Below are 19,638 nucleotides of genomic sequence, written 5' to 3' on the forward strand. Positions count from 1 at the left end.
GACACATTCGTGCCCCATACCTGTTGATCCTCAAAGGCCATGTGCACAGCATAAGCAAACGTCTGCACAAACGGAGCGTGATCTTGACCAAAGACCATCTTTCTCGACGCACACTTCTTAGCGCTGGCGCGGCGCTCGCAACTGTTGGACTTTCCAGGATTGTCGTCCCGGCGCAGGCACAGGGCGTGGCTCCGACCTCTTCCATGCGCGGCGGCTCGAACAATTACCGTCCGGGCGCACCAATCGTCGATCGCATTGGTAATGGCGGGTTTTGGATGACCGGAACCGTGCGCCGCGCGGGAGATGGAGCGCCACTGGCGGGACAGCGTATTCAAATCTGGGCGCACACCACTGAGGGCCATGAGCGCGATCCACACAGCCATGGCGCAACGCTCACCGACGCAAACGGCGAATTCCGTTTGGAAATGCCGCAAATCGTGCCAGCCTTCGGTCAACCGCATGGCCATCTTGCCTATGATAGCGGGGACTTCGAAACGGTCTTTCTTCGTCCGGTCATGCCCAGCGCCAGTGACACCAGTCTTCAGGCGCACTTCGTTTTGCAACCAGCCTAACTGGGCGCGACACGACTGAATTGACGTGATCCGCTCGCTGCTCATTTGGTCGGGATTGGCGCTCGCCATTGGCATACCCGTAACGGCTGCGGCTTTCAGCCCGCTGCTCGCCTGGCGCGAGCCAATCTACATCGCAGCTGGGTTCGCAGGGATTGGCGGGCTTTGCATCCTGTTGCTTCAGCCGCTCTTGATCGTGGGCGTCTTACCAGGCCTTTCAGGACAGCAAGGTCGGCGCGTCCACCCGGTGCTCGGTGGCGTGCTCGTCGGCGCGGTCATTGTGCATGTTAGCGGGTTATGGCTGACAAGCCCTCCCGATGTCATCGACGCGCTACTTCTGGTCTCGCCAACACCCTTTTCCCTTTGGGGCGTCATTGCCATGTGGGCGGTTTTTGCCGCAGCGCTTCTGGCCTTTGTTCGCAGGCGATGGCGACTTCGATGGAAGACATGGCGCCTCGGTCATTTGACCCTGACAACGACGGTCATTGCCGGAACAGTGGCGCATGCCCTGCTGATTGAAGGCGCGATGGAAAGCATCTCGAAGATCTTTCTCTGCGGCCTTGTTGTGCTTGCTGGACTTTACGCCATTGCCGCGTCTAGGCGTAGGATCGGCCGATAAGAGGGGCGTTACGGCCCCATTCGGATGGGATTGGTCCTGCGCGCAAGGGCAGTAAGGATAGCGGCAGCGACGGGGTGCGGCGTCAGCTGGTCAAAGCGGACATCTGTACGGATGGTCTGGCCGGGCATTTCGAACCGCGCGGTGATCCTGTGTGGGCCACCATCCGACGTCGATACCAGAGTGACTCGTGTCGCTTCAATCCCAGGACCGGTGATCGCCGCTGCTGTCGCGGCATTCAAAATGTCCGGATAGCGACGAACGGCGTCGGCGAGTTTTCCCCGGAAGATCAGGCCGGGTTCGTCTGCCAATTGTGGTGCCGATTGGCGGATGAAGAGCCGGGCAGGAACATCCGGCGGGCAGAGGGCCGGCCCTGCGATCCACGCGGTGAAGAGGCGCAGTTCATGGTCGTTGTCCCGCGCCATGCCCTCAAGCTTGGTACGCATGGCTGGATCAGCCAGCGCCACTGCTCCGGCCGTCCATAGATCACCGTTCTGGAGAGCCTGTGCCCCATGCTCCCGCAACGCATTAGGACCGGCTGCATCGATAGTGAGTTGCGCTGGCGGCAGGTCGTCCGCATCGCGCCCGAGAACAGCGACCAGCCGATATTCAGGTAACGCCCGCAGCCCATCTGCGACTTCGCTGCCGATCCGGCCGCGCCCAATCAAGGTGACGGTGATGGGTGAATTGGATGACACAGCTTGTATGGTGTTCCCGGCCCCATAGAGGAGGCCGGGAACGGTTTGTCGTTAGTTCATCGACGCCATGAACGATGCGACTTCTTCCAGCGTGATGTAGTCCTGCTCGGTCGGGCCGGCTTCGGCAAAGACCCAGGACACGGCCGGAGCCGACACATTGCCGTTGGCATCAAATGTGACCGCGCCGGTCGCGCCTTGGTAGGACACGGTTCCACCTTCGGAGAGTACTTCCATCGCCCGTGCAAACCCTTCCACGGTGGCAGGGATCACCTCGCCATCAGGGTCAGTCACGCTTGCGACCTTGGCCGCAATCTGCTCACCGGTCGCGTCCTGACCGGCAGCATGATAGGCGAGCAATGCAATAGCTGCTGCATCAAAGCTGTTGGCCAATCCTGGACCGCTCGGCGCGCCACCGAAATTGGCGGTGTAGGCCTCGACGAACGCATCGGCGCTCGGCACGCGCGGGCTTGAGGTGTCCGTGCCAATGAACTCGCCCAGATTGTCGAGCCCGACGGCGCTGCGGAAATCGTCGGATTTCAGCGAGTTAGCGCCGATCATCACATTTGTACCACCGAGACCGATCCACTCGCGAACAAAGGAGATGCCTTCAGTTGGATAGAGCGCCAGGTAGAGGGCTTCTGGTTGGTCGCGCAGGGCTTGGGTCGCCTCGGCCCGGTAACTCGGCTGCGCATCGTTGATGGCAATCGAGGCATGGACCGTGATGCCCACCGCCTCGAAAGCCTCAGCGGCGATGCGGCCGATATCCTGGCCCCAATCATCGTTCTTGAACACGACTGTGATGTCTTCAATCCCGGCTTCTTGTGCCAGCATTGCTGCCACGGCTGCCTGAACATCGGCTGTGGCAAAGGTACGGAACCACAAGCCTCGGGCCTCGCCAGAAGCGGCGATTTCCGTCAGCCGCGTCGAGGACGAACAGCACGACATCTGCATCACGCCGGCCGGTGCGGTGACGGACGTCAGGATTGGAATCGAAATGCCGGACGACACCGTGCCGATCAGCAGTTGCACCTGGTCCAAGTCGACCAATGCGCGGGCCGCATCGACGCCCACGCGGCTGTCATTTTGATCGTCGCGCAGGATCATGTTGACCGTGCAACCATCGACACCACCAGCCTCATTGATCATGTCGCCGACCCAAAGGGCGGTTTCGGCAATGGGGCGACCCCAGTCGACCGAGGTTGGGTAAAGGGTGCCGACATCGATGGTGCAATCTTGCGCCTGGGCCGGGGCGGCCTGCAGACCGAGGGCAAGCGCTGCGGCGCCTACGAGCCCGAGTATCGTTCGTTTCATGATCAACCTGTCTCCTGCTTGGTTTTGAGTGCGGCCTTGCTGGCCGTCGTGGTTAGAGTTTCGGATATGCGCTCCGGCAACAGTCCTTGGGGCCGCCAAAGAAGCATGGTCACGATCAAAGTGCCAATGAGAATGTACTGGATGGACCCTGCGTCAAGCTGCAACGAGTCCGGCATGAGGCGGGTCAAGAAAAATCCGCTAACGGTCCAGACCGCCCAGATTAGGCCAGCGCCGAGCACCGCACCGCGATTGTTGCCCGCGCCGCCGACGATCAGCATCGCCCAGACCTGGAAGGTCAGCACTGGCAACAAATCCTGTGGGCTGATGAACGCGGTGTAGGAAACATAGAGCCCGCCGCCCGCGCCCATGATAGCCGAACCGATCACCAGCGACCAAAGCCGCAGCCGCGCCGGGTTCTTGCCAAGGGCCCTTGCCGCGACTTCATCCTCGCGGATCGCGCGCAGGGCGCGACCGAAGGGCGAGCGGACCAGCCTCTCGATGCCCCACCACACCAGGCCGAGGACGATCAGAACGACCAGTAGGAAGACGAGGCCATAAAGAAAGGTATCCTGGATTAGATCTTCGAATGGTCTTGGAAATCCGCGCATCCCACGCGCGCCGCCAGTCAGCCATTGCGCGTTGCGCGCGACCGACTCCAGCGCAACGGCGACCCCGAATGTCGATATGGCCAGGTAATCGTGCTTGAGCCGCAGCGTGAGCAATCCGACCACCCAAGCCAGCGCCGCCGCCAGCAGAATGCCGCCCAGAAGCGCCACCAGATAAGGCAGCTCAAAGCCACCGAACTGACCAGGTTCCGGGCTGCTGCCCAGGATCATGGTGCCGTAGGCGCCTGCGCCGAAGAACGCGACCACGCCGCCGTTGAACAGTCCGGTGTAGCCCCATTGCAGGTTCAAGCCGAGGGTGACGATTGCCATGATCCCGGCCATGGTCAGGAAGAACGCGAGGTAAGAGACCAGACCGATCATCGGTTGTCCTCCCCAAACAGTCCTTGCGGGCGCAGGATCAGCACTGCCAGAATGATCAAGAACGGCATGGCCGGGGCATAGCCAGCTGGCAGCAGCATCAGCGCCAAACCTGATGCAATCCCGACGATGAAACCGCCGAGCACGGCGCCATAGACGCTCCCGATGCCGCCGACGATGGTCGCGGCAAAGACCGGTAAGAGGAAGACGTGGCCAATCATTGGGTTGAGCTGATTGGTTAGGGCGTACAGTGTCCCTGCCGCCGCCGAAAGGCTGCCGGCGATGATCCAAACCGCCGCGATCACCGTTGAGAGCCGGACGCCAGCAACCTGCGCCAAGGTCGGGTTTTCGGCGACGGCCCGGATCGCAAAACCAAATGTCGTGCGCGTCAGAATAAGGTGGAGCGCAAACATCAGAACGAGCGCCAGCGCGAGAACAAAAACCTGGTCGGGCTTGATCAGGATCAGCGGATCGAAGCTCAGAACATGCGCGCGCGCGATCTCCTGGGAATAGAGCTGCGCGTGGTGGCCGAAGATCAGGATGATGACATTGCGGATCACCAGGGCGACGCCGAAACTGGCAAAGACCATGGAGAGTGGGTCAGCATTCTGGCGGATGCGCCGGAACACAAGCCGGTCGATGATCAAGGCCGAAAGGCCAGTGAGCACCATGGCGATCACCATGGCTAGCGCCAACGCGCCAGAGAGAGTTAGCGGCGCGAACGCATTGTCCAGCACCGGCACCAGCGTTGAAAACAGCGTGTCGAACACCAATGCAGAGTAGGCGCCGATGGCCAGCAACTCCGAATAGGAAAAATTGGCAAAGCGCAGCATGTGCATGATCAGGGTCAACCCGATCGCACCTAAGGATATGATTGCGCCGGTCAGCACGCCGTCGAGGAGGCTTTGGATCATCAGGCGCTCATCCGTTTGCCGCCGAGATAAATCTCTCCGACCACCGGATCGGAGGCGATGCCCGCCGCTGGCCCGTCGATCTGGTTCTTCCCCTCGGCCAGGATGTAGCAATGGTCGGCGACGCGCAGCGCCTGCTTCACGTTTTGCTCGACCAGCAGCACCGTGACGCCCTGGTTGGTCAGATCGCGCACCAGGTCCAGAACCTCGGTGGCAATCTTGGGCGATAAACCGGCGGAAGGTTCGTCGAGCAGCATCATAGTTGGCCGGTTGACAAGCGCCATGGCGATAGCCAACATCTGCCGCTGGCCGCCCGACAAGGCCCCCGCTGGTTCAGATTGTTTTACTTTGAGCGCCGGGAACAGATCAAAAAGCTCGCCCATGCGACTGGCGCGATCCTTCGCTCGGCGTAGCACCAGCGCCAAATTCTCGCGAATGGAAAGATGGCGGAAGATGTTGTCGGTCTGCGGCACATAGGCCAGCCCGTGGACACCCATCAGGTCGGGGCGCAGGCCAGTAATGTCCGTGTCACCCAAAAAAACCCGCCCGCCGCTCACCGGAACCAAACCTGCAACCGCCTTGATGAGCGTCGATTTGCCTGCGCCATTGGGGCCGATAATGGTGGTGAGCTTTCCCTGTTCGGCCACCAGGTCTATGCCGAACAGAATGGGCAGATCGCGCACGTAACCGGCCTCAAGGGCTTCAACACGAAGAGTGGTCACGCAGGTGCCCCCAGATAGGCGTCGAGCAACTCTGCGTTCACTTGCGCTTCGGCTGCCGTCCCTTGGAAGATCACCTTGCCCTCGGCCAGCGCGATCACCGGATCGCAATGGCGCATGACGAAATCCATATCGTGCTCAATCACGACGAAGGTCATGCCCCTTCGATTGAGATCTTCGATGCGGTCAATCAGGATGTTGGTAAGGGTTGGATTGACCCCAGCAGCTGGCTCATCCAGCAGGATCACTTCCGGATCGCCCATCAGGGTGCGGCCAAGCTCCAAGAGCTTCATCTGGCCGCCGGAAATCTTTCCAGCGGGGTGGTCGGCGAGGTGGGACAGCGTGACGAAATCGAGGATTTCGTGAGCCTTGTCGCGAAGAGCCTGCTCCTGCACAGCGACATGGGCGCGGCGGAACAAAGTCCCGGGCACGGTTTCGCCAAGCTGGGCCGGCGGCGCCAGCAGCAGATTGTCCAGAACGCTCATCCGCCTGAACGGGCGCGGGATCTGGAACGTGCGCGCAAGACCCAAGGCAAACAGCGCGTCCGACGGCCTGCCCGTCACATCCTGACCGTTGAGCCTGACTGAACCGCTGCTTGGCTTCAGGCTACCAGCGACCATGTTAAACAGGGTCGTTTTGCCAGCACCATTGGGGCCAATCAAACCAGTGACGCTTCCGCGGCGGATGTCCAGCGAGACGTCATCAACCGCGCGAAATGGTCCGAAATCGCGGGTCAAACCTTGCAGAGACAGCACGGCGTCACTCACGCGCCATGAACCTTCTCGGTCGGATTGGTGTTCAGATTGTACTTCATGATCCGGCCATGGCGACTGGTCCGGTCGCCCTCCAAGCCGTAGACCGGACCGCCTGGGCCATTCGACTGGGCCAAAAGTGCGTCGATATGTTGCCTGTCCTCATTATCCAGCCCGAGGTCGAAGACTTCCAGCGTCTTGGGCAGGTGCCGGGCATAGCGCGCGCCGACGATCGCGGCGGCGACTTGTGGCTGGTCGAGAACCCAGCGTGTCGCGACCGTAGACAGGGAAACGCCGTGCTTGTCGCCGATCGCTTTCAATGCGGCAAGCAACTCTTGGAACAGATCCCAGGAGCCGAACTCATCGATGATCAATCGGTACTTCACAAGGCTACGGTTCTCAAAAGCAAACTCCGGATCGGGCTTACCGAACCAGGCCTCGGTCAAGAAACCACCGGCCAAGGTGCCATAGGCGAGAATTTGCACCTCGCGCCTGGCACCCCACGTGCTGAAGGCGCCAGCAGGTCGGCGATCGAGCAGAGAATACTGAACCTGCGCCGACACCACGTCAAAGCCGGCGTCACAGAACCGATCCATGACCGGGGTGTCCCAATTTGTGGTGCCCAGGTTGGCAATCTTGCCCTTCTGTTGGCAGCTCTTCAGCACGTCGAGCGCCTCGACCGCATTTCCAACACGCATGTCCCACCAGAAGAACTGCACAAGCGGAATGCGCTCGATCTGCAAGCGCTGCAAAGACCGGTCAACAATCGCTTCAACTTCATCGGGGCGGATGTCAGCCAGACGGCCAAGATCAGGCACCAGCTTGGTGTGCACCATGACTTGATCAGCGACTTGCGACCCGCGGCGATGGCGCACATCGGCGATAAATGTGCCGATCATTTCCTCAACGCCGGTGTAGATATCGGCGCAGTCGAAGGTCGTTATGCCGGCGTCGAGAAATGCCTCCATGTCGGCGATGGCCTGATCGGGCCGGACTTCGCCATGGTCGCCGGCCAGTTGCCAGCCGCCTTTGATCACACGTGAGATTTGATGACCGGGTCGCAACAGAGCAGTTTCGGTGGTCATGCGTCGCGATCCTGCCAATAGGGCGTGCTGCGTTGATCGGGCAGACCGGTGGTCTCAGCGTGGCTGAACCATCGTTTGCCCTCGCGGATCACACGAAAGCGCCCGCCGCAATGAGGGTCGGGACAGGCAATCTCCGCGTCGGTGCTCATCCAATCATCATCATCGGTGATGCGTTGTTTGGCGGGCAGCAATGGCAGCAGGGCCGCCAGCGCATACATGGAAACCTTGTGCGGCTGATCAAAAACCAGGTTTTCGCCGATCACCTGGAACGACTCGCCTTCGATATGGCGGCACACCGGCGTACGACCATCGAGAACGGTATCGACGCGAAGGTCATAGAGCCAATAGCCCCGTTGCCCATCCTTCTCCATGCGTCAACCTTCTCGCGGACCGCGTTCAATCTGCTGTACGGCCGCTCAGTGTTGCCGTCCATTTTACGTTATGGGATAGCTAGTCACAAAGAAGAGGTGACCGTGTCAAGCGAACCCCCATCTGCGCCAACGGTCGCCTGTCTGACTTCAGAAACACGGCGCGCAAACGCCTATCCCGTCCGGCGACCAAAGGCTGTCTGTAACGCCTGACGGTCAACCCCTACGCCCCTGCCCATCGCTCCTGCTCTCGGATTGCCCTCGCATGACCAACACGCCTGAACGCCTGAAACTCTCGGACAAACTCGACATCTCCCGGGCTCTGACTGGCCTATGGCAAGTGGCCGATATCGAAAAAGATGGAACAGTGATCGACCCGGAAACCGCGGCCGATTGGCTGTCAGCCTATGCCGACCATGGGTTCGACACGTTCGACATGGCCGACCATTACGGCAGCGCGGAGATCATCACCGGACGGCTACTCGCCCGCGGCCGAACCCCGCGTCCCTTGGCTTTCACCAAATGGTGCCCTGCCCCCGGCCCAATGACGCCGGAGATCGTGCGCGCCGGTGTCGAAGAGCGGTTGCAACGCTTGGGAGTCGACCAGGTTGATCTGTTGCAGTTCCACTGGTGGAGCTTTGAACATCCGCAGTGGCTGGACGCGTTGCACGAACTGGCGCGCCTGCGCGAAGAAGGGCTCATCGCCGAACTGGGTGTCACGAATTTCGACGCGGCGCATTTCAACCTGGCCCTCTCCGATGGTGTGCCCCTACTGACCAACCAGGTGAGCTTCTCCCTCATTGATCGACGGGCAGCCGGTGATCTAGCGGCCGTGTGCGAGCGGCACGGTGCCTGGTTGCTCGCCTATGGCACCCTTAACGGTGGCTTCCTATCGCAGAAATGGCTTGGCCAGCCAGAACCGCAAGATATCGCCGATTGGTCGAAGATGAAGTATCACCGCTTCCTTCGCACGGCTGGCGGATGGGAGGCGTTTCAATCGGTTCTGCAGGCAGCCGCTAACATCGCGGAGAAGCACAGGGTTTCACTCTCCAATGTCGCCACCCGCTGGGTCTTGGAGCAGCATCGCGTGGCCGGCGTAGTTATTGGTGCCCGCCTTGGTGAAGCGGTCCATACTGAGGACAATTTGCGCCTTTTTGCCTTTCAGCTGGATGATGAGGATCGCGCGACGCTTGACGCCGCCTTTGACGAGACCACGCCTATCCCTGGCGATTGTGGTGATGAGTACCGCAAGCCGCCGTTCCTCACTGCGTCAGGCGACCTCTCTCACCATCTTGATGCGCTGCCATCGCCCTTTGAGCCGCAACCGGCCGTTGGTGAGGGCACGCGCGTGCTCACTGGCTCTTACTGGGAAGATGTGGCGGGCTATTGCCGTGCGCAACGGATCGGCGATCGAGTCCTGGTGTCCGGCACGACGGCTGTCGCCGGTGTTGATCGCGCCGTCGCGCCGCAGGATGCTGGCGCCCAAACAACCTACATCCTTGATCGGATCATCGCGGCCGTCACGTCATTGGGCGGACGTGTTGAGGACATCGCGCGCACGCGCATCTACATCACCGATGAAGCCGATGTTGAGGCCATCGCCCGCGCCCATGGCCGGGTCTTTGGTGACATCAAACCCGCCAACACGCTTTATCGCGTTGCCGGACTGATCGGCGATCACCGGGTTGAGATCGACGCGGAAGCGATCATCGAGCGGGGCTGAAGGCGGCAGAAAACACCGCGTCAGTGAGTTTTTAGGCTGGGCACGTTGTGGCAGTGGTGCAATCGAAAAGTCTTGCCCTGCGGCCACACCAACGCAATAGGAGGCAAAGCCTTCCGTGACGTGTTTGAGAGATCGTCATCTTGACGAACCAAAGTGAAACCAAGCGCAAGCCCTATTCGGCGCCAGCCCTGGAGAAGGGGTTGGATATTCTTGAACTGCTTTCGCAGCAAGAAACTGGCCTAACGCAATCTGAGATTGCCAATGCCTTGGGCCGGTCGGTCAGTGAGATCTTTCGGATGCTGGTCGTGCTCACTGAGCGCGGTTATGTGGCACCCGATCCCGACACCGACCGCTATCTTTTGACCACGTTGTTGTTTGAGGTTGCGCATCGCACGCCGATGATCAAAAGGCTGACCTCTATCAGCGCGCCCCAGATGCGGCAGCTGGCGCGCACCATCAACCAGAGTGTGCATCTGGGTGTCGTCAGCAATGATGCGCTGTTGGTGATCGGGCAAGTCGATGCACCAGGCAACAACAACCTTTCCATCAGGCTGGGCGCACGCATCGACCTTTGGCGGGCCTCCTCCAGCCGGGTCATTCTGGCTTTTATGCCTGACAACCAAGTTGAGGATTTTCTGGCACGTGTCCCGCTACCAGAGGACAAGACGGCCGACATCATGCGTCAAGAACTGGCGAGCATTCGAGCCCGCGGTCACGAGATCACCGAGAGCTTCGTGCTTAGCGGGGTCACCAATATCGCTGCGCCGATCATGGACCATACCGGGCAAGCCGTGGCTGCCCTCACGATCCCGCACTTGCAGCGCCATCAAGACCCGATAGGGTTTGACACGTGCTGCTCGGCACTGTTCGAAGCGACAGCTCATATCACCCGCAATCTGGGTGGCGGCATTGCGCACGGCGTTGCTGAGAATCCAATCTAGTCCAAGACCAGTGGCTCGGCAGGTTTGGCCATGGACGTAAAACACGCCTCCACCAACGCCATTGTTTGGTAGGCGTCCTCCACGCTGGCATAGAGCATGTCATCTTCACCGGCATCGAAGCGTTGGACGTTACGCATTGTGCCCATGAACGCATCGATGAACCAGGCGCCCTCCAGCGGGATTTGCTCCCACTCGCCACCCTTCCGACAAAGCCAAAGCTCGTCCGGCTCACCATTTGGGTAGTCGTAGCACACACCAAGTTTGACCTTCATGGCGCCTTCGGTGCCTTCAAAGCGGAACCAGGCATCTTGGAATTTTCGGCCATGGGGATGGTTGTGGTTGATGCTCATCACCCCACGCAGGGCGTCGCCAAAGTCCAATATCACCGACGTGCGGGTTTGTTTGAAATCGGCGGCGCGAGGATCGCCCATGGACCGCGCAAAGACGCCTCTGGGATTGCCCGCTATGGCGCGAATTGTATCCAGGTAGTGGATCGAGTGCACCGCGATCTCGACCCGTTCCATCGGAATGAGAAACGGGAACAGGTGCCACGGCGTGAAGATGTTGAGGTGCACTTCAATCTCCAGCAACTCTCCGAGCATCCCCTGGCCCACCGCGTCGGCGACTGCCATCATCATCGGTGAGAAGCGAAGCTGAAAATTGACGGCTGCCTTGAGCCCCTTGTCGCGGCAGATCTGGCGGATGGCACGCGCCTGTTTCTGGTCAGCGCCCATGGGTTTTTGGATCAGCACCGCCGCCCCATCGGGCAGGCTGGGCAAGATGTCGGTGATTACGTGCGGGGGCGTGGCAATGTCATAGACGGCATCAGTGCCATAGGTGCCGACGGCTTCTTCAAGCGTGTCGAAAACTGCAGGCAGGTCGAAGTCAGTCTGAAGCGATTGCGCCCGTGTGGCATCGGTGTCGACGACCCCAGCAATCGGCAATCCTGCCTGACGGTAGGCCGGAATGTGCGCGTCGCGAATGATGCCACCGGCGCCGACGAAAACGATTGGCTTTGGATTGGAAGGCGCAGGCCAGCTCTGTTTCAGCGTCGTTGTCATTGTGCGTCCTCCCTGCGCTCTACCAACAAGACGTGCTCGCAATACATCACTGTCGATCCGTCCTGTTTCTTGGTTTCTGTGATCTCGACCACGCGTCCGAAGCCAGGCCGTTTGGGATCGTCCTCCTTCCGGCCGATGGTCACGACGGTATGGATCGTGTCACCGATATAGACGGGCTTTGGAAAGCGGAGCCGCTCATAGCCATAGGTGAAGGCTCGCGGGTTGATCTGCGTGGCGGTCAGTCCAACACCAATGGCAAATGTCATCGTTCCGTGCGCGATACGGGCGCCGAACGGCTGCGTCTTGCACCATTCTTCATCCATGTGGTGCGGGAAGAAATCGCCTGAGTGGCCAGCATGCACCACGATATCGGTCTCGGTGATTGTGCGCCCGGTGGTCCTGCGCTCGTCCCCCACGGCATAGTCCTCAAAGAACTGTTCAACTTCCATTGTCTCGCGCCTCCATCGGGTCGCCTTACCCATTCTTTTTTCAGCAACCTGCGTAGGCTGCGTTGACATTCACATATAAAACAGTTTTTTGTATCTGAAAATAGCTTGCGGCGAGCATCAAGACATCGCGCAGCGGGAGGATACATGGCCGACATCGGACAACATGCGCGTGGACTGCCGGGGCTTCCCGAGGAGCACGGCAAGATCCCTGTCTGGAATTCCGAGGATTGGTATTTTGAAGACTTTACGGTCGGCGATGTGATCCGCTCCATCCGCCGGACGATCTCCGAGGGCGAGTCGATGCTGTTCAACTCGCTGGTCATGGATCACCACCCCTACGTCTCCGACGAGCGCTTTGCGGCCGAGGAAGGCGTGTTTGGCAAGCGGCTGGTCGCCGGGGCGATGGTGTTTTCCTATGGGCTCGGTTTGGCCGCCACCAACTGCCTGAACTCTTTTTCCTACGGCTATGATCGGCTGCGCTTCATTGCGCCGGTGTTCATCGGCGACACGATCTACACGATCCGTGAGAACCTGGAAAAGAAGATCCACAACCATGAGATGGGCAAGATCCGGGTCAGCTATTCCGTTTTCAAAGGCGAAGGCGAGCAGGTGCTCTACTGTGAGCACTTGATGACGGCGCTTTATCGGGATCCGGCGCCCTTCATGGCCGAGGCTGACCAAGTCCTCGCTGAAAAGAAGGCCAAGAAAGCCATGCAGGCGGACACTGATGCCTGAGGCCATTCACCTGAAAGGCATGACCTGGGATCACAGCCGCGGCTACGACCCCATGGTGGCAACGTCGGAACAGTTTGCTCGCGACCACCTTGGCGTAACAATCAGCTGGGAAAAGCGTTCGCTTCAGGCGTTCGCCGACCGGCCGATCGACGAAATGGCCGGTTCCTACGACCTGATGGTCATCGACCATCCCCATGTTGGCGAAGTGGCCCGCAATGGTCTGCTACTGGCGCTCGATGGGATCGGGCGCAACAGTGAGCTGGTAGAACTCGCCGGGCAATCGGTGGGTGTTTCCCATCGCTCTTATGAGTTCGACGGACGCCAATGGGCGTTGGCCATCGATGCCGCTACCCCGGTTGCCGCTTTTCGCGCGGAAAAGTTGGAGAGCGCTCCAACCCGTTGGGAGGACGTGGTCGCGCTGGCCCGCACGGGCGAGGTTGGCTTTGCGCTGCTGGAAATCAACGCGCTGATGACCTTCATGGGTCTGGCACAGAACCAGGGCTTTGCGCTGGCTGAAGATGATACGTTCATCGCCAGCCCGCACGGCACCCAGGTGCTGGAGCAAATGGCGGAGATCACCGCCCTTGTTGATCCGCGATGCCTGACGCTGGACCCGATCGGTATCTATGAGTGGATGGGGCGCAGTGAGGATGGGCCCGCCTATTCGCCCTTTGGGTACGGCTACACAAATTACAGCCGAGACGGGTACTGCCCTTTTCCGCTGACCTTCGCGGATGCGCCGGGCGTTGGTGACAACGGCCCGCGCGGAACCGTGATAGGCGGCACCGGCATCGCGGTTTCAGCATCCTCCCGACACCGCGATGTCGCTGCCGATTATGCGTTCTGGATCGCCAGCGCCGACTGCCAAAAAGGGTTGTTTTTTGCTGCTGGCGGACAACCTGGAAATGCCGTTGCATGGGAAGATGACGCCTGCAACGCGGCAACTCGAAACTTCTTCACCAACACGCGGCAGACCCTGGAATCCGCTTACCTGCGGCCACGCTATGACGGATACATGGGTTTTCAGGAGAATGCCGGGCACATCGTCCACGCTTTTCTGCGCAAACAGGCCTCCGTGCAGGCAACCCTTGATGACCTACAACGCGCCTATCAGGAGAGCCGGTCATGAAAGATCTCCCGAACGTTGAGCGTCCACTCCACGGGCTGACGGTTCTGGACTTCAGCCAGTTTTTGTCCGGCCCTTTCTGCACCCTGAAGTTGGCCGATCTGGGAGCGCGCGTCATCAAGGTGGAGCGCCCCGGAACAGGTGATCTGTGCCGGCACCTTTACATCTCCGACGTGGACATAGCCGGCGACAACTCACTGTTCCACGCGATCAACCGCAACAAGGAATCCATCACCGCTGACCTCAAAGACGAGGACGACCGCGCCAAGCTGTTCGACCTGATCGCAGGCGCCGATGTGATGGTGCAGAACTTCCGGCCCGGCGTGATTGAACGCCAGGGCTTTGGCTATGACGACGTCAAAGCCATCAATCCGCGCATCATTTACGGTTCCATCTCCGGCTATGGCGAAGAGGGGCCGTGGAAGCAGTTGCCGGGCCAAGACCTTCTGGCCCAAGCACGATCAGGCCTGTTGTGGCTGACCGGGAGTGCTGGCGACCCACCCATGCCCATGGGTCTGGCCGTGGCCGACATGCTGGCCGGGCACGCTTTATGCGAGGGCATTCTTGCTGCCCTTGTTGGCCGGGGAATCCATGGCCGCGGCGCGCGGGTGGATACATCCTTGCTCGAAGCCATGATCGACATGCAGTTCGAAGTGCTCACGACCTATCTGAACGATGGCAACCGATCACCGAACCGCAGCGCCATCAACGGTGCCCATGCCTATTTGGGCGCACCCTATGGCGTTTACGAGACCAGCGACGGGTTCCTCGCAATTGCCATGACGCCATCTCTGCGAAGACTGGCCGAATTGATGCAGATCGAAGGGCTCGCCGACTATTACGATGATCCCAAGGCGATGATGGCGCAGCGCGACGCAATCAAGGCCATTATCGCTGAAGCGGTGAAGCAGCGGTCGACCGGCGACTGGCTGGCCATTCTTCAGCCCGCTGACATTTGGTGCTCTGAAGTGCTGGACTGGCCGAGCATGCTCGAAGGCGAAGCCTTCAAGAGCCTTGACTTTCATCAGCTCATTCGCCGCAGCGATGACGTCACACTCAACGCCCTGCGTCCCCCCATTCGCATTGATGGCCAGACCTTAAAATCACACCGCGCCGCGCCGATGCTTGGCGAGCACAGCGATGCGGTCTTTTCCAATCTGCTCCCCGACATCAGGCCGGCGGGGAGCCTCGCACAACAGGGTGGGCAATGAATGCGACACGCCGCTACCCACAAACCAAAACAACCGGCCGAACCTTTAGGGAGGAAGACAATGCCAAGATCAGTGAAAGGGAAAACCGTCCTGCTTGGGGCAGCAACACTTGTCACAGCCTTGATGGCCAGCACCGCGCTGCAAGCCAGCGATTACGGCTCGTTTGACGGCTACACGCTGCGGGTGAAGCTCATTGGTGGCGCACAGTATGAGCCGCTCTATGCTGAGATTGCGCAGTGGGAAGAGATGACCGGCGCGACGGTGGAGATCCTCTCGCGCAAAAACCACTTCGAGCTCGACCGTGAGATCAAGCAGGACATTGCCGCTGGCACACTGGATTGGTGCGTCGGCTCCAACCACACCAGCTTTGCCCCGCAATATGGCAATATCTATGTCGATCTGCGCGACCATATCTCTGAAGATGTACTGGCGGGGTTTGTGCCGCTGGTGCTGGAGCACTCGACAGTCGGTGGCCGACTGGTGCAGTTGCCGCGGCACTCCGACGTCTCCAACCTGTTTTACCAACGCTCACTGTTTGAGAATGCTGACAATCAATCAGCATTTATGGATGAGTACGGGTATGAGCTCGCCCCGCCCGAAACCTGGCAGCAAGTCTCTGACCAGGCGATGTTCTTCGCCAATCCGCCAGACTTTTTCGGCACCCAGTTTGTCGGCAAGGATGAGGCCGTCACGGGCCGCTTCTATGAGATGTTGGTCGCCGAAGGCGGTCAATTGTTCAGCGATGATTGGGAGCCGACCTTCAACTCCGAAGCCGGCGTGCGCGCGCTTGAATGGTTCGTGAACCTCTACGAAGCCGGTGCCGTACCGGTCGGTGTTCCCAACTATCTGTGGGACGATACGGGGCTTGGTTTTGCCTCTGGTACGGTTGCCCTCAATCTGGATTGGGGTGGCTGGTCGGCCTTCTTCAACGATCCAGAAAACAGCCAAGTGGCTGGCGACGTTGGTCTGGTGCGGGCGCCCATGGGTTCATCCGGTCTGCGTACAGGCTGGTCTGGGTCTCACTCGTTTTCGATTACGGAGACCTGCGACAACCATGAAGCCGCCGCCTCGTTCGTACGCTTCCTGACCGATCATGATCGCCAGATGGTGGAAGCACGCAATGGCATTTTGCCAACCCGAACTGCAGTTTGGGATGACGTGTTGGCCGAGTTCGAAGCGGACGGGAACGACTTCATGGTCGAGGTGTTCTCGACCTTCCGTCAATCCATGTCCGAAGACGCCTTCACGCCGCCACTGATCCCGGAGTGGATTGAGGTTTCCAACGTGCTTTGGCCAGAGCTGCAAGCAGCGATGGTGGGCGACAAGACTCCTCAAGAGGCCTTGGATGATGCGGCTGAAGAGGCGCTGATCGTCATGGAAGATGCCGGCTACCGGTAAGCCTTCAAGGCCTGCTTGCAGACCTGCTGGCTGGCGCGCTTCTCCGGCGCGCCAGCCTCCTTCCCCATCACCTTGAGTCTTGCCCTTGCTCCGCTTTTTGCGCCTCCACCAAACACGGCTGACGCCGGTACTGCTGCTCTCGCCAGCCATCTTCGTGATGCTGTTCGTGGTGGCGATGCCGCTAGTGTTTTCTTTGTGGACGTCGCTCACGCCCTATCGTTTGACACGGCCTGAAACCATCGAGGTCTTCATTGGCTTGCGAAACTACATCCGGCTGTTTGGCGATGAAGACTTCTGGGCAGCCTTTGGCCGCACGATCCTGTTTCTGGCAATCGCCATCAATTTGGAATTCCTTCTGGGACTGGGCATCGCGCTACTCATCAACAAGATCACATGGGGCCAGCGCACCCTGCGCACCATCATGATGTTCCCGATGATGTTCTCGCCCATCTTGGTGGGCTTTCAGTTCAAGTTCATCTTCAACGACAATATCGGCATTCTGAACAATGCCCTGCAGTCGCTTGGCCTCGCCGAGCAGGCCATCCCTTGGCTGGTTGATGGCCGCTTGGCCATGTTCTCGATCATCTTTGCTGAAGTGTGGATGAGCACGTCTGTGTTTGCGATCCTGCTTCTGGCTGGCTTGTTCGCCATGCCGCGCGACCCCTTGGAGGCTGCCAAGGTGGATGGCTGCAACCCTTGGCAGGTGTTCCGCCACATCACCCTGCCCTTCATCATGCCGTTCGCCTTTATCGCCATGACCATCCGTTCGCTGGATGTGGCCCGCGCCTACGACATTGTGGCCGTGATGACCGATGGTGGACCGGCCGGCCGGACCGAACTGCTTTGGACCATGATCGCCCGCACTGGCTATGAGAACGCGCGCATGGGACAGGCCAATGCGATGGCCTACATCTCGACCATCCTATCGGTGCTGTTCACCTACTACTTCTTCACCAAGCTGGTGGCGGCCCGCCGCTATATGGGCGGTGCAGAATGAACCGAGCGCTGAAAAAGCAGCTAAAGGCCGCAGGACTGTGGTTCGTCACCTTCATCCTGATGGTGATCATGTGCGTGCCTGGCCTTTGGGTTGTGCTGTCGGCGTTCCGCCCCAACCGCGAGATCCTGGCCAAACCGCCAATCTGGGTGCCGCAGAACCCGACGCTGAACAATTTCGCCAAGATATTCGGCTTCGGCGAGGATCAGGTGGCGATCCCAGTTCTGAGCTACTTCTGGAACTCGCTGGTCATCGCATCGACTTCCACCGTGATCGCGCTGATCATCGGCATGGCGGGCGGTTACGCCTTTGCTCGTTTCCGTTTTCGCTTCAAAAACTCGGTGTTCCTGGGGCTGATGCTGTTCCGCGCAGTGCCTGGCATCGCTCTCTCCCTGCCGGTCTTCATGCTGTGGTCGAGGCTGGGCCTGATCGATACCCAGATGGGTATCATCATTGTCTACGTGTCGCTCAACGTGCCTTTCACGATTTGGCTGATCGACGGGTTCTTCCGCCAGATCCCCATGTCGCTGTCTGAGGCGGCGCAGGTCGATGGATGCACCCGCTGGCAAGCATTCTGGAAGATCGAGTTTCCGTTGGCGCGATCGGGCATTGCCGCTGCGGGCGTGTTCGCCTTTCTGACCAGCTGGAATGAGTTCGCGCTGGCAAGCCAACTCACCCGTTCAACCGATTCCAAGACACTGCCGGTGGGTCTGATGGACTTCACCGCGCAATTCACCATCGACTGGGCAGGCATGTGCGCCATGGCCGTCATCATCATCGTACCAGCGCTGCTCCTCACCTTCCTGGTGCAAAAACACCTGATCGCCGGACTGACGTTCGGCGGCGTGAAAGGATAAAGCCGTGTCGGCTATCTCGATCAAAAACGTGGTCAAAGCCTACGGCAAAACGCAGGTGGTGCACGGCATCAATCTGGAGATCGATCACAACGAGTTTGTGGTGCTGGTAGGGCCATCAGGCTGCGGCAAGTCCACCACGCTGCGCATGATTGCCGGCCTTGAGGACATCACTGACGGCGACATTTTCATCGGTGATCAGCTGGTCAACGACCTGCCGCCGCGCAAGCGCAACATCTCCATGGTGTTCCAAAATTACGCGCTCTACCCGCACATGAATGTGCGCGACAATCTCGGATTTGGGCTGAAGATCGCCGGACAGGAGCCCAAACTGGTTGAACAGCGCGTGCAGGAAGCCGCTGAAATTCTCAGCATCTCAGAACTTCTCGATCGTATCCCGGCGGAACTTTCTGGCGGTCAACGCCAACGGGTGGCCATGGGCCGGGCCATCGTGCGCAACCCACAGGCGTTCCTGTTCGATGAGCCGCTCTCCAATCTTGATGCCAAGCTGCGCGTGCAGATGCGCACCGAAATCAAGAAGCTGCATCACAAGGTGAAAACCACCGTGGTCTACGTCACCCATGATCAGGTGGAAGCCATGACGCTCGCCGACCGGATCGTCATCATGAAGGACGGTCACATAGAGCAGGTCGGCACGCCAATGGATGTGTTCAACCATCCGGTGAACACGTTCGTGGCAAGTTTTATCGGCTCACCGCCCATGAACCTGATCCCCGCCACGGTGAAAAATGGGGCCATTCTGCTGGAAGACGGGACGAGCCTTCCGGTGCCGACACGGCTGGTCGAATTTGTCTCAGATGGCCAACTCGTCACGCTGGGCATCCGGCCAGATGACATGACGCCCGTCGGCCACGGCATCCATGAAAGCTCGGAGATGGCTGACCTCTCTCTAACCGTGGAACTGGCCGAACTGTTGGGCACCGAAACGCTGATCTACACGCGGCTGGCCGGTCAGGAGGTGCAGGGAAAAATGTTCGATCCACGCGACATCAAAGAGGGTGAGACGCTGCCGTTCCGCGTCGCGCTGGACAAACTGCATCTGTTCGATGCGCAAACCGGGCGCTCGGTGCGGCCACACTAAGCGCGGCAACCAAAGCCGCTGTAACGGGGACC

At 59.7% G+C, this 19,638-nt stretch carries 21 protein-coding genes; 11 read left to right on the forward strand and 10 right to left on the reverse strand.

Annotated elements, in window-relative coordinates:
- Positions 1 to 83: 83 nt before the first annotated feature.
- Together JJ917_06755 and JJ917_06760 are read left to right on the forward strand one after the other, a co-directional pair.
- On the forward strand, positions 84 to 572 hold the full coding sequence (locus JJ917_06755; protein MBO6698509.1) for a twin-arginine translocation pathway signal: 489 nt from the start codon (positions 84 to 86) through the stop codon (positions 570 to 572).
- A gap of 19 nt (positions 573 to 591) precedes the next feature.
- Complete coding sequence (locus JJ917_06760; protein ID MBO6698510.1) at positions 592 to 1,188, forward strand: ferric reductase; 597 nt, start codon at positions 592 to 594, stop codon at positions 1,186 to 1,188.
- An 8-nt stretch (positions 1,189 to 1,196) separates the two neighbouring features.
- On the opposite strand, the gene JJ917_06765 is transcribed toward JJ917_06760, so the two are convergent.
- From JJ917_06765 to JJ917_06800, 8 genes are read right to left on the reverse strand one after another with little or no spacing between them, the layout of a single operon-like run.
- Positions 1,197 to 1,883: a DUF108 domain-containing protein gene (locus JJ917_06765; protein ID MBO6698511.1), complete on the reverse strand. Its 687-nt coding sequence runs from the start codon at positions 1,881 to 1,883 to the stop codon at positions 1,197 to 1,199.
- Positions 1,884 to 1,934: 51 nt separating this feature from the next.
- The gene (locus tag JJ917_06770; protein ID MBO6698512.1) at positions 1,935 to 3,194 is read right to left on the reverse strand and encodes an ABC transporter substrate-binding protein; all 1,260 of its coding nucleotides are present in this window, start codon (positions 3,192 to 3,194) and stop codon (positions 1,935 to 1,937) included.
- Between the two features lie 2 nt (positions 3,195 to 3,196).
- Positions 3,197 to 4,180 carry a branched-chain amino acid ABC transporter permease gene (locus JJ917_06775; GenBank protein MBO6698513.1) on the reverse strand — a complete coding sequence of 328 codons (984 nt, stop codon included), beginning with the start codon at positions 4,178 to 4,180 and terminating at the stop codon, positions 3,197 to 3,199.
- Entirely contained in the window at positions 4,177 to 5,091 is a 915-nt protein-coding gene (locus tag JJ917_06780; GenBank protein MBO6698514.1) for a branched-chain amino acid ABC transporter permease, read from the reverse strand. The genes JJ917_06775 and JJ917_06780 overlap by 4 nt, the downstream gene beginning before the upstream one ends.
- A complete protein-coding gene (locus JJ917_06785; protein MBO6698515.1) occupies positions 5,091 to 5,810 on the reverse strand; it encodes an ABC transporter ATP-binding protein in 720 nt (239 codons plus the stop codon). The genes JJ917_06780 and JJ917_06785 overlap by 1 nt, the downstream gene beginning before the upstream one ends.
- Complete coding sequence (locus JJ917_06790; protein ID MBO6698516.1) at positions 5,807 to 6,562, reverse strand: ABC transporter ATP-binding protein; 756 nt, start codon at positions 6,560 to 6,562, stop codon at positions 5,807 to 5,809. Before JJ917_06790 ends, JJ917_06785 begins: the two co-directional genes overlap by 4 nt.
- A gap of 8 nt (positions 6,563 to 6,570) precedes the next feature.
- Complete coding sequence (locus JJ917_06795) at positions 6,571 to 7,644, reverse strand: aldo/keto reductase (GenBank protein ID MBO6698517.1); 1,074 nt, start codon at positions 7,642 to 7,644, stop codon at positions 6,571 to 6,573.
- On the reverse strand, positions 7,641 to 8,015 hold the full coding sequence (locus JJ917_06800) for a TIGR04076 family protein (protein MBO6698518.1): 375 nt from the start codon (positions 8,013 to 8,015) through the stop codon (positions 7,641 to 7,643). The genes JJ917_06795 and JJ917_06800 overlap by 4 nt, the downstream gene beginning before the upstream one ends.
- Before the next feature lie 262 nt (positions 8,016 to 8,277).
- On the opposite strand from JJ917_06800, the gene JJ917_06805 reads away from it, so the two are divergent.
- Entirely contained in the window at positions 8,278 to 9,735 is a 1,458-nt protein-coding gene (locus JJ917_06805; protein MBO6698519.1) for an aldo/keto reductase, read from the forward strand.
- Positions 9,736 to 9,875: 140 nt separating this feature from the next.
- A complete protein-coding gene (locus JJ917_06810; protein ID MBO6698520.1) occupies positions 9,876 to 10,676 on the forward strand; it encodes an IclR family transcriptional regulator in 801 nt (266 codons plus the stop codon).
- Here the strand turns inward: JJ917_06810 and JJ917_06815 are convergent.
- Both JJ917_06815 and JJ917_06820 read right to left on the reverse strand, forming a co-directional pair.
- A complete protein-coding gene (locus JJ917_06815; GenBank protein ID MBO6698521.1) occupies positions 10,673 to 11,737 on the reverse strand; it encodes a Gfo/Idh/MocA family oxidoreductase in 1,065 nt (354 codons plus the stop codon). The genes JJ917_06810 and JJ917_06815 overlap by 4 nt on opposite strands.
- Positions 11,734 to 12,186: a MaoC family dehydratase N-terminal domain-containing protein gene (locus tag JJ917_06820; GenBank protein ID MBO6698522.1), complete on the reverse strand. Its 453-nt coding sequence runs from the start codon at positions 12,184 to 12,186 to the stop codon at positions 11,734 to 11,736. The genes JJ917_06815 and JJ917_06820 overlap by 4 nt, the downstream gene beginning before the upstream one ends.
- A gap of 144 nt (positions 12,187 to 12,330) precedes the next feature.
- Between JJ917_06820 and JJ917_06825 the strand changes: the two genes are divergently transcribed.
- The 7 genes from JJ917_06825 to ugpC all read left to right on the forward strand — a co-directional run bounded on the left by JJ917_06825 (position 12,331) and on the right by ugpC (position 19,606).
- Positions 12,331 to 12,921, forward strand: a complete 591-nt coding sequence (locus JJ917_06825; protein MBO6698523.1) for a MaoC family dehydratase — start codon at positions 12,331 to 12,333, stop codon at positions 12,919 to 12,921.
- Complete coding sequence (locus JJ917_06830) at positions 12,914 to 14,050, forward strand: extracellular solute-binding protein (protein ID MBO6698524.1); 1,137 nt, start codon at positions 12,914 to 12,916, stop codon at positions 14,048 to 14,050. Before JJ917_06825 ends, JJ917_06830 begins: the two co-directional genes overlap by 8 nt.
- On the forward strand, positions 14,047 to 15,258 hold the full coding sequence (locus tag JJ917_06835) for a CoA transferase (GenBank protein ID MBO6698525.1): 1,212 nt from the start codon (positions 14,047 to 14,049) through the stop codon (positions 15,256 to 15,258). Before JJ917_06830 ends, JJ917_06835 begins: the two co-directional genes overlap by 4 nt.
- Before the next feature lie 123 nt (positions 15,259 to 15,381).
- Positions 15,382 to 16,656, forward strand: coding sequence for an extracellular solute-binding protein (locus JJ917_06840; GenBank protein ID MBO6698526.1), 1,275 nt, complete (start codon positions 15,382 to 15,384; stop codon positions 16,654 to 16,656).
- 157 nt (positions 16,657 to 16,813) lie between these two features.
- Positions 16,814 to 17,653, forward strand: a complete 840-nt coding sequence (locus JJ917_06845; GenBank protein MBO6698527.1) for a sugar ABC transporter permease — start codon at positions 16,814 to 16,816, stop codon at positions 17,651 to 17,653.
- Positions 17,650 to 18,507, forward strand: coding sequence for a carbohydrate ABC transporter permease (locus tag JJ917_06850; GenBank protein MBO6698528.1), 858 nt, complete (start codon positions 17,650 to 17,652; stop codon positions 18,505 to 18,507). The genes JJ917_06845 and JJ917_06850 overlap by 4 nt, the downstream gene beginning before the upstream one ends.
- A gap of 4 nt (positions 18,508 to 18,511) precedes the next feature.
- Entirely contained in the window at positions 18,512 to 19,606 is a 1,095-nt protein-coding gene (gene ugpC, locus JJ917_06855; GenBank protein ID MBO6698529.1) for a sn-glycerol-3-phosphate ABC transporter ATP-binding protein UgpC, read from the forward strand.
- Positions 19,607 to 19,638 lie beyond the last annotated feature (32 nt).

The organism is Hyphomicrobiales bacterium (assembly GCA_017642935.1).
In the GTDB taxonomy this organism is placed as follows: domain Bacteria; phylum Pseudomonadota; class Alphaproteobacteria; order Rhizobiales; family MH13; genus MH13.

Bases quoted from the DNA above. Each gene is read 5' to 3' on its own strand.
- JJ917_06780 (MBO6698514.1), bottom strand. From the start codon at position 5,091: ATGATCCAAAGCCTCCTCGACGGCGTGCTGACCGGCGCAATCATATCC.
- JJ917_06775 (MBO6698513.1), bottom strand. From the start codon at position 4,180: ATGATCGGTCTGGTCTCTTACCTCGCGTTCTTCCTGACCATGGCCGGG.
- JJ917_06845 (MBO6698527.1), top strand. From the start codon at position 16,814: ATGCTGTTCGTGGTGGCGATGCCGCTAGTGTTTTCTTTGTGGACGTCG.
- JJ917_06795 (MBO6698517.1), bottom strand. From the start codon at position 7,644: ATGACCACCGAAACTGCTCTGTTGCGACCCGGTCATCAAATCTCACGT.
- JJ917_06835 (MBO6698525.1), top strand. From the start codon at position 14,047: ATGAAAGATCTCCCGAACGTTGAGCGTCCACTCCACGGGCTGACGGTT.
- JJ917_06820 (MBO6698522.1), bottom strand. From the start codon at position 12,186: ATGGAAGTTGAACAGTTCTTTGAGGACTATGCCGTGGGGGACGAGCGC.
- JJ917_06840 (MBO6698526.1), top strand. From the start codon at position 15,382: ATGGCCAGCACCGCGCTGCAAGCCAGCGATTACGGCTCGTTTGACGGC.
- JJ917_06830 (MBO6698524.1), top strand. From the start codon at position 12,914: ATGCCTGAGGCCATTCACCTGAAAGGCATGACCTGGGATCACAGCCGC.
- JJ917_06825 (MBO6698523.1), top strand. From the start codon at position 12,331: ATGGCCGACATCGGACAACATGCGCGTGGACTGCCGGGGCTTCCCGAG.
- JJ917_06850 (MBO6698528.1), top strand. From the start codon at position 17,650: ATGAACCGAGCGCTGAAAAAGCAGCTAAAGGCCGCAGGACTGTGGTTC.
- JJ917_06770 (MBO6698512.1), bottom strand. From the start codon at position 3,194: ATGAAACGAACGATACTCGGGCTCGTAGGCGCCGCAGCGCTTGCCCTC.
- JJ917_06805 (MBO6698519.1), top strand. From the start codon at position 8,278: ATGACCAACACGCCTGAACGCCTGAAACTCTCGGACAAACTCGACATC.
- JJ917_06815 (MBO6698521.1), bottom strand. From the start codon at position 11,737: ATGACAACGACGCTGAAACAGAGCTGGCCTGCGCCTTCCAATCCAAAG.
- JJ917_06800 (MBO6698518.1), bottom strand. From the start codon at position 8,015: ATGGAGAAGGATGGGCAACGGGGCTATTGGCTCTATGACCTTCGCGTC.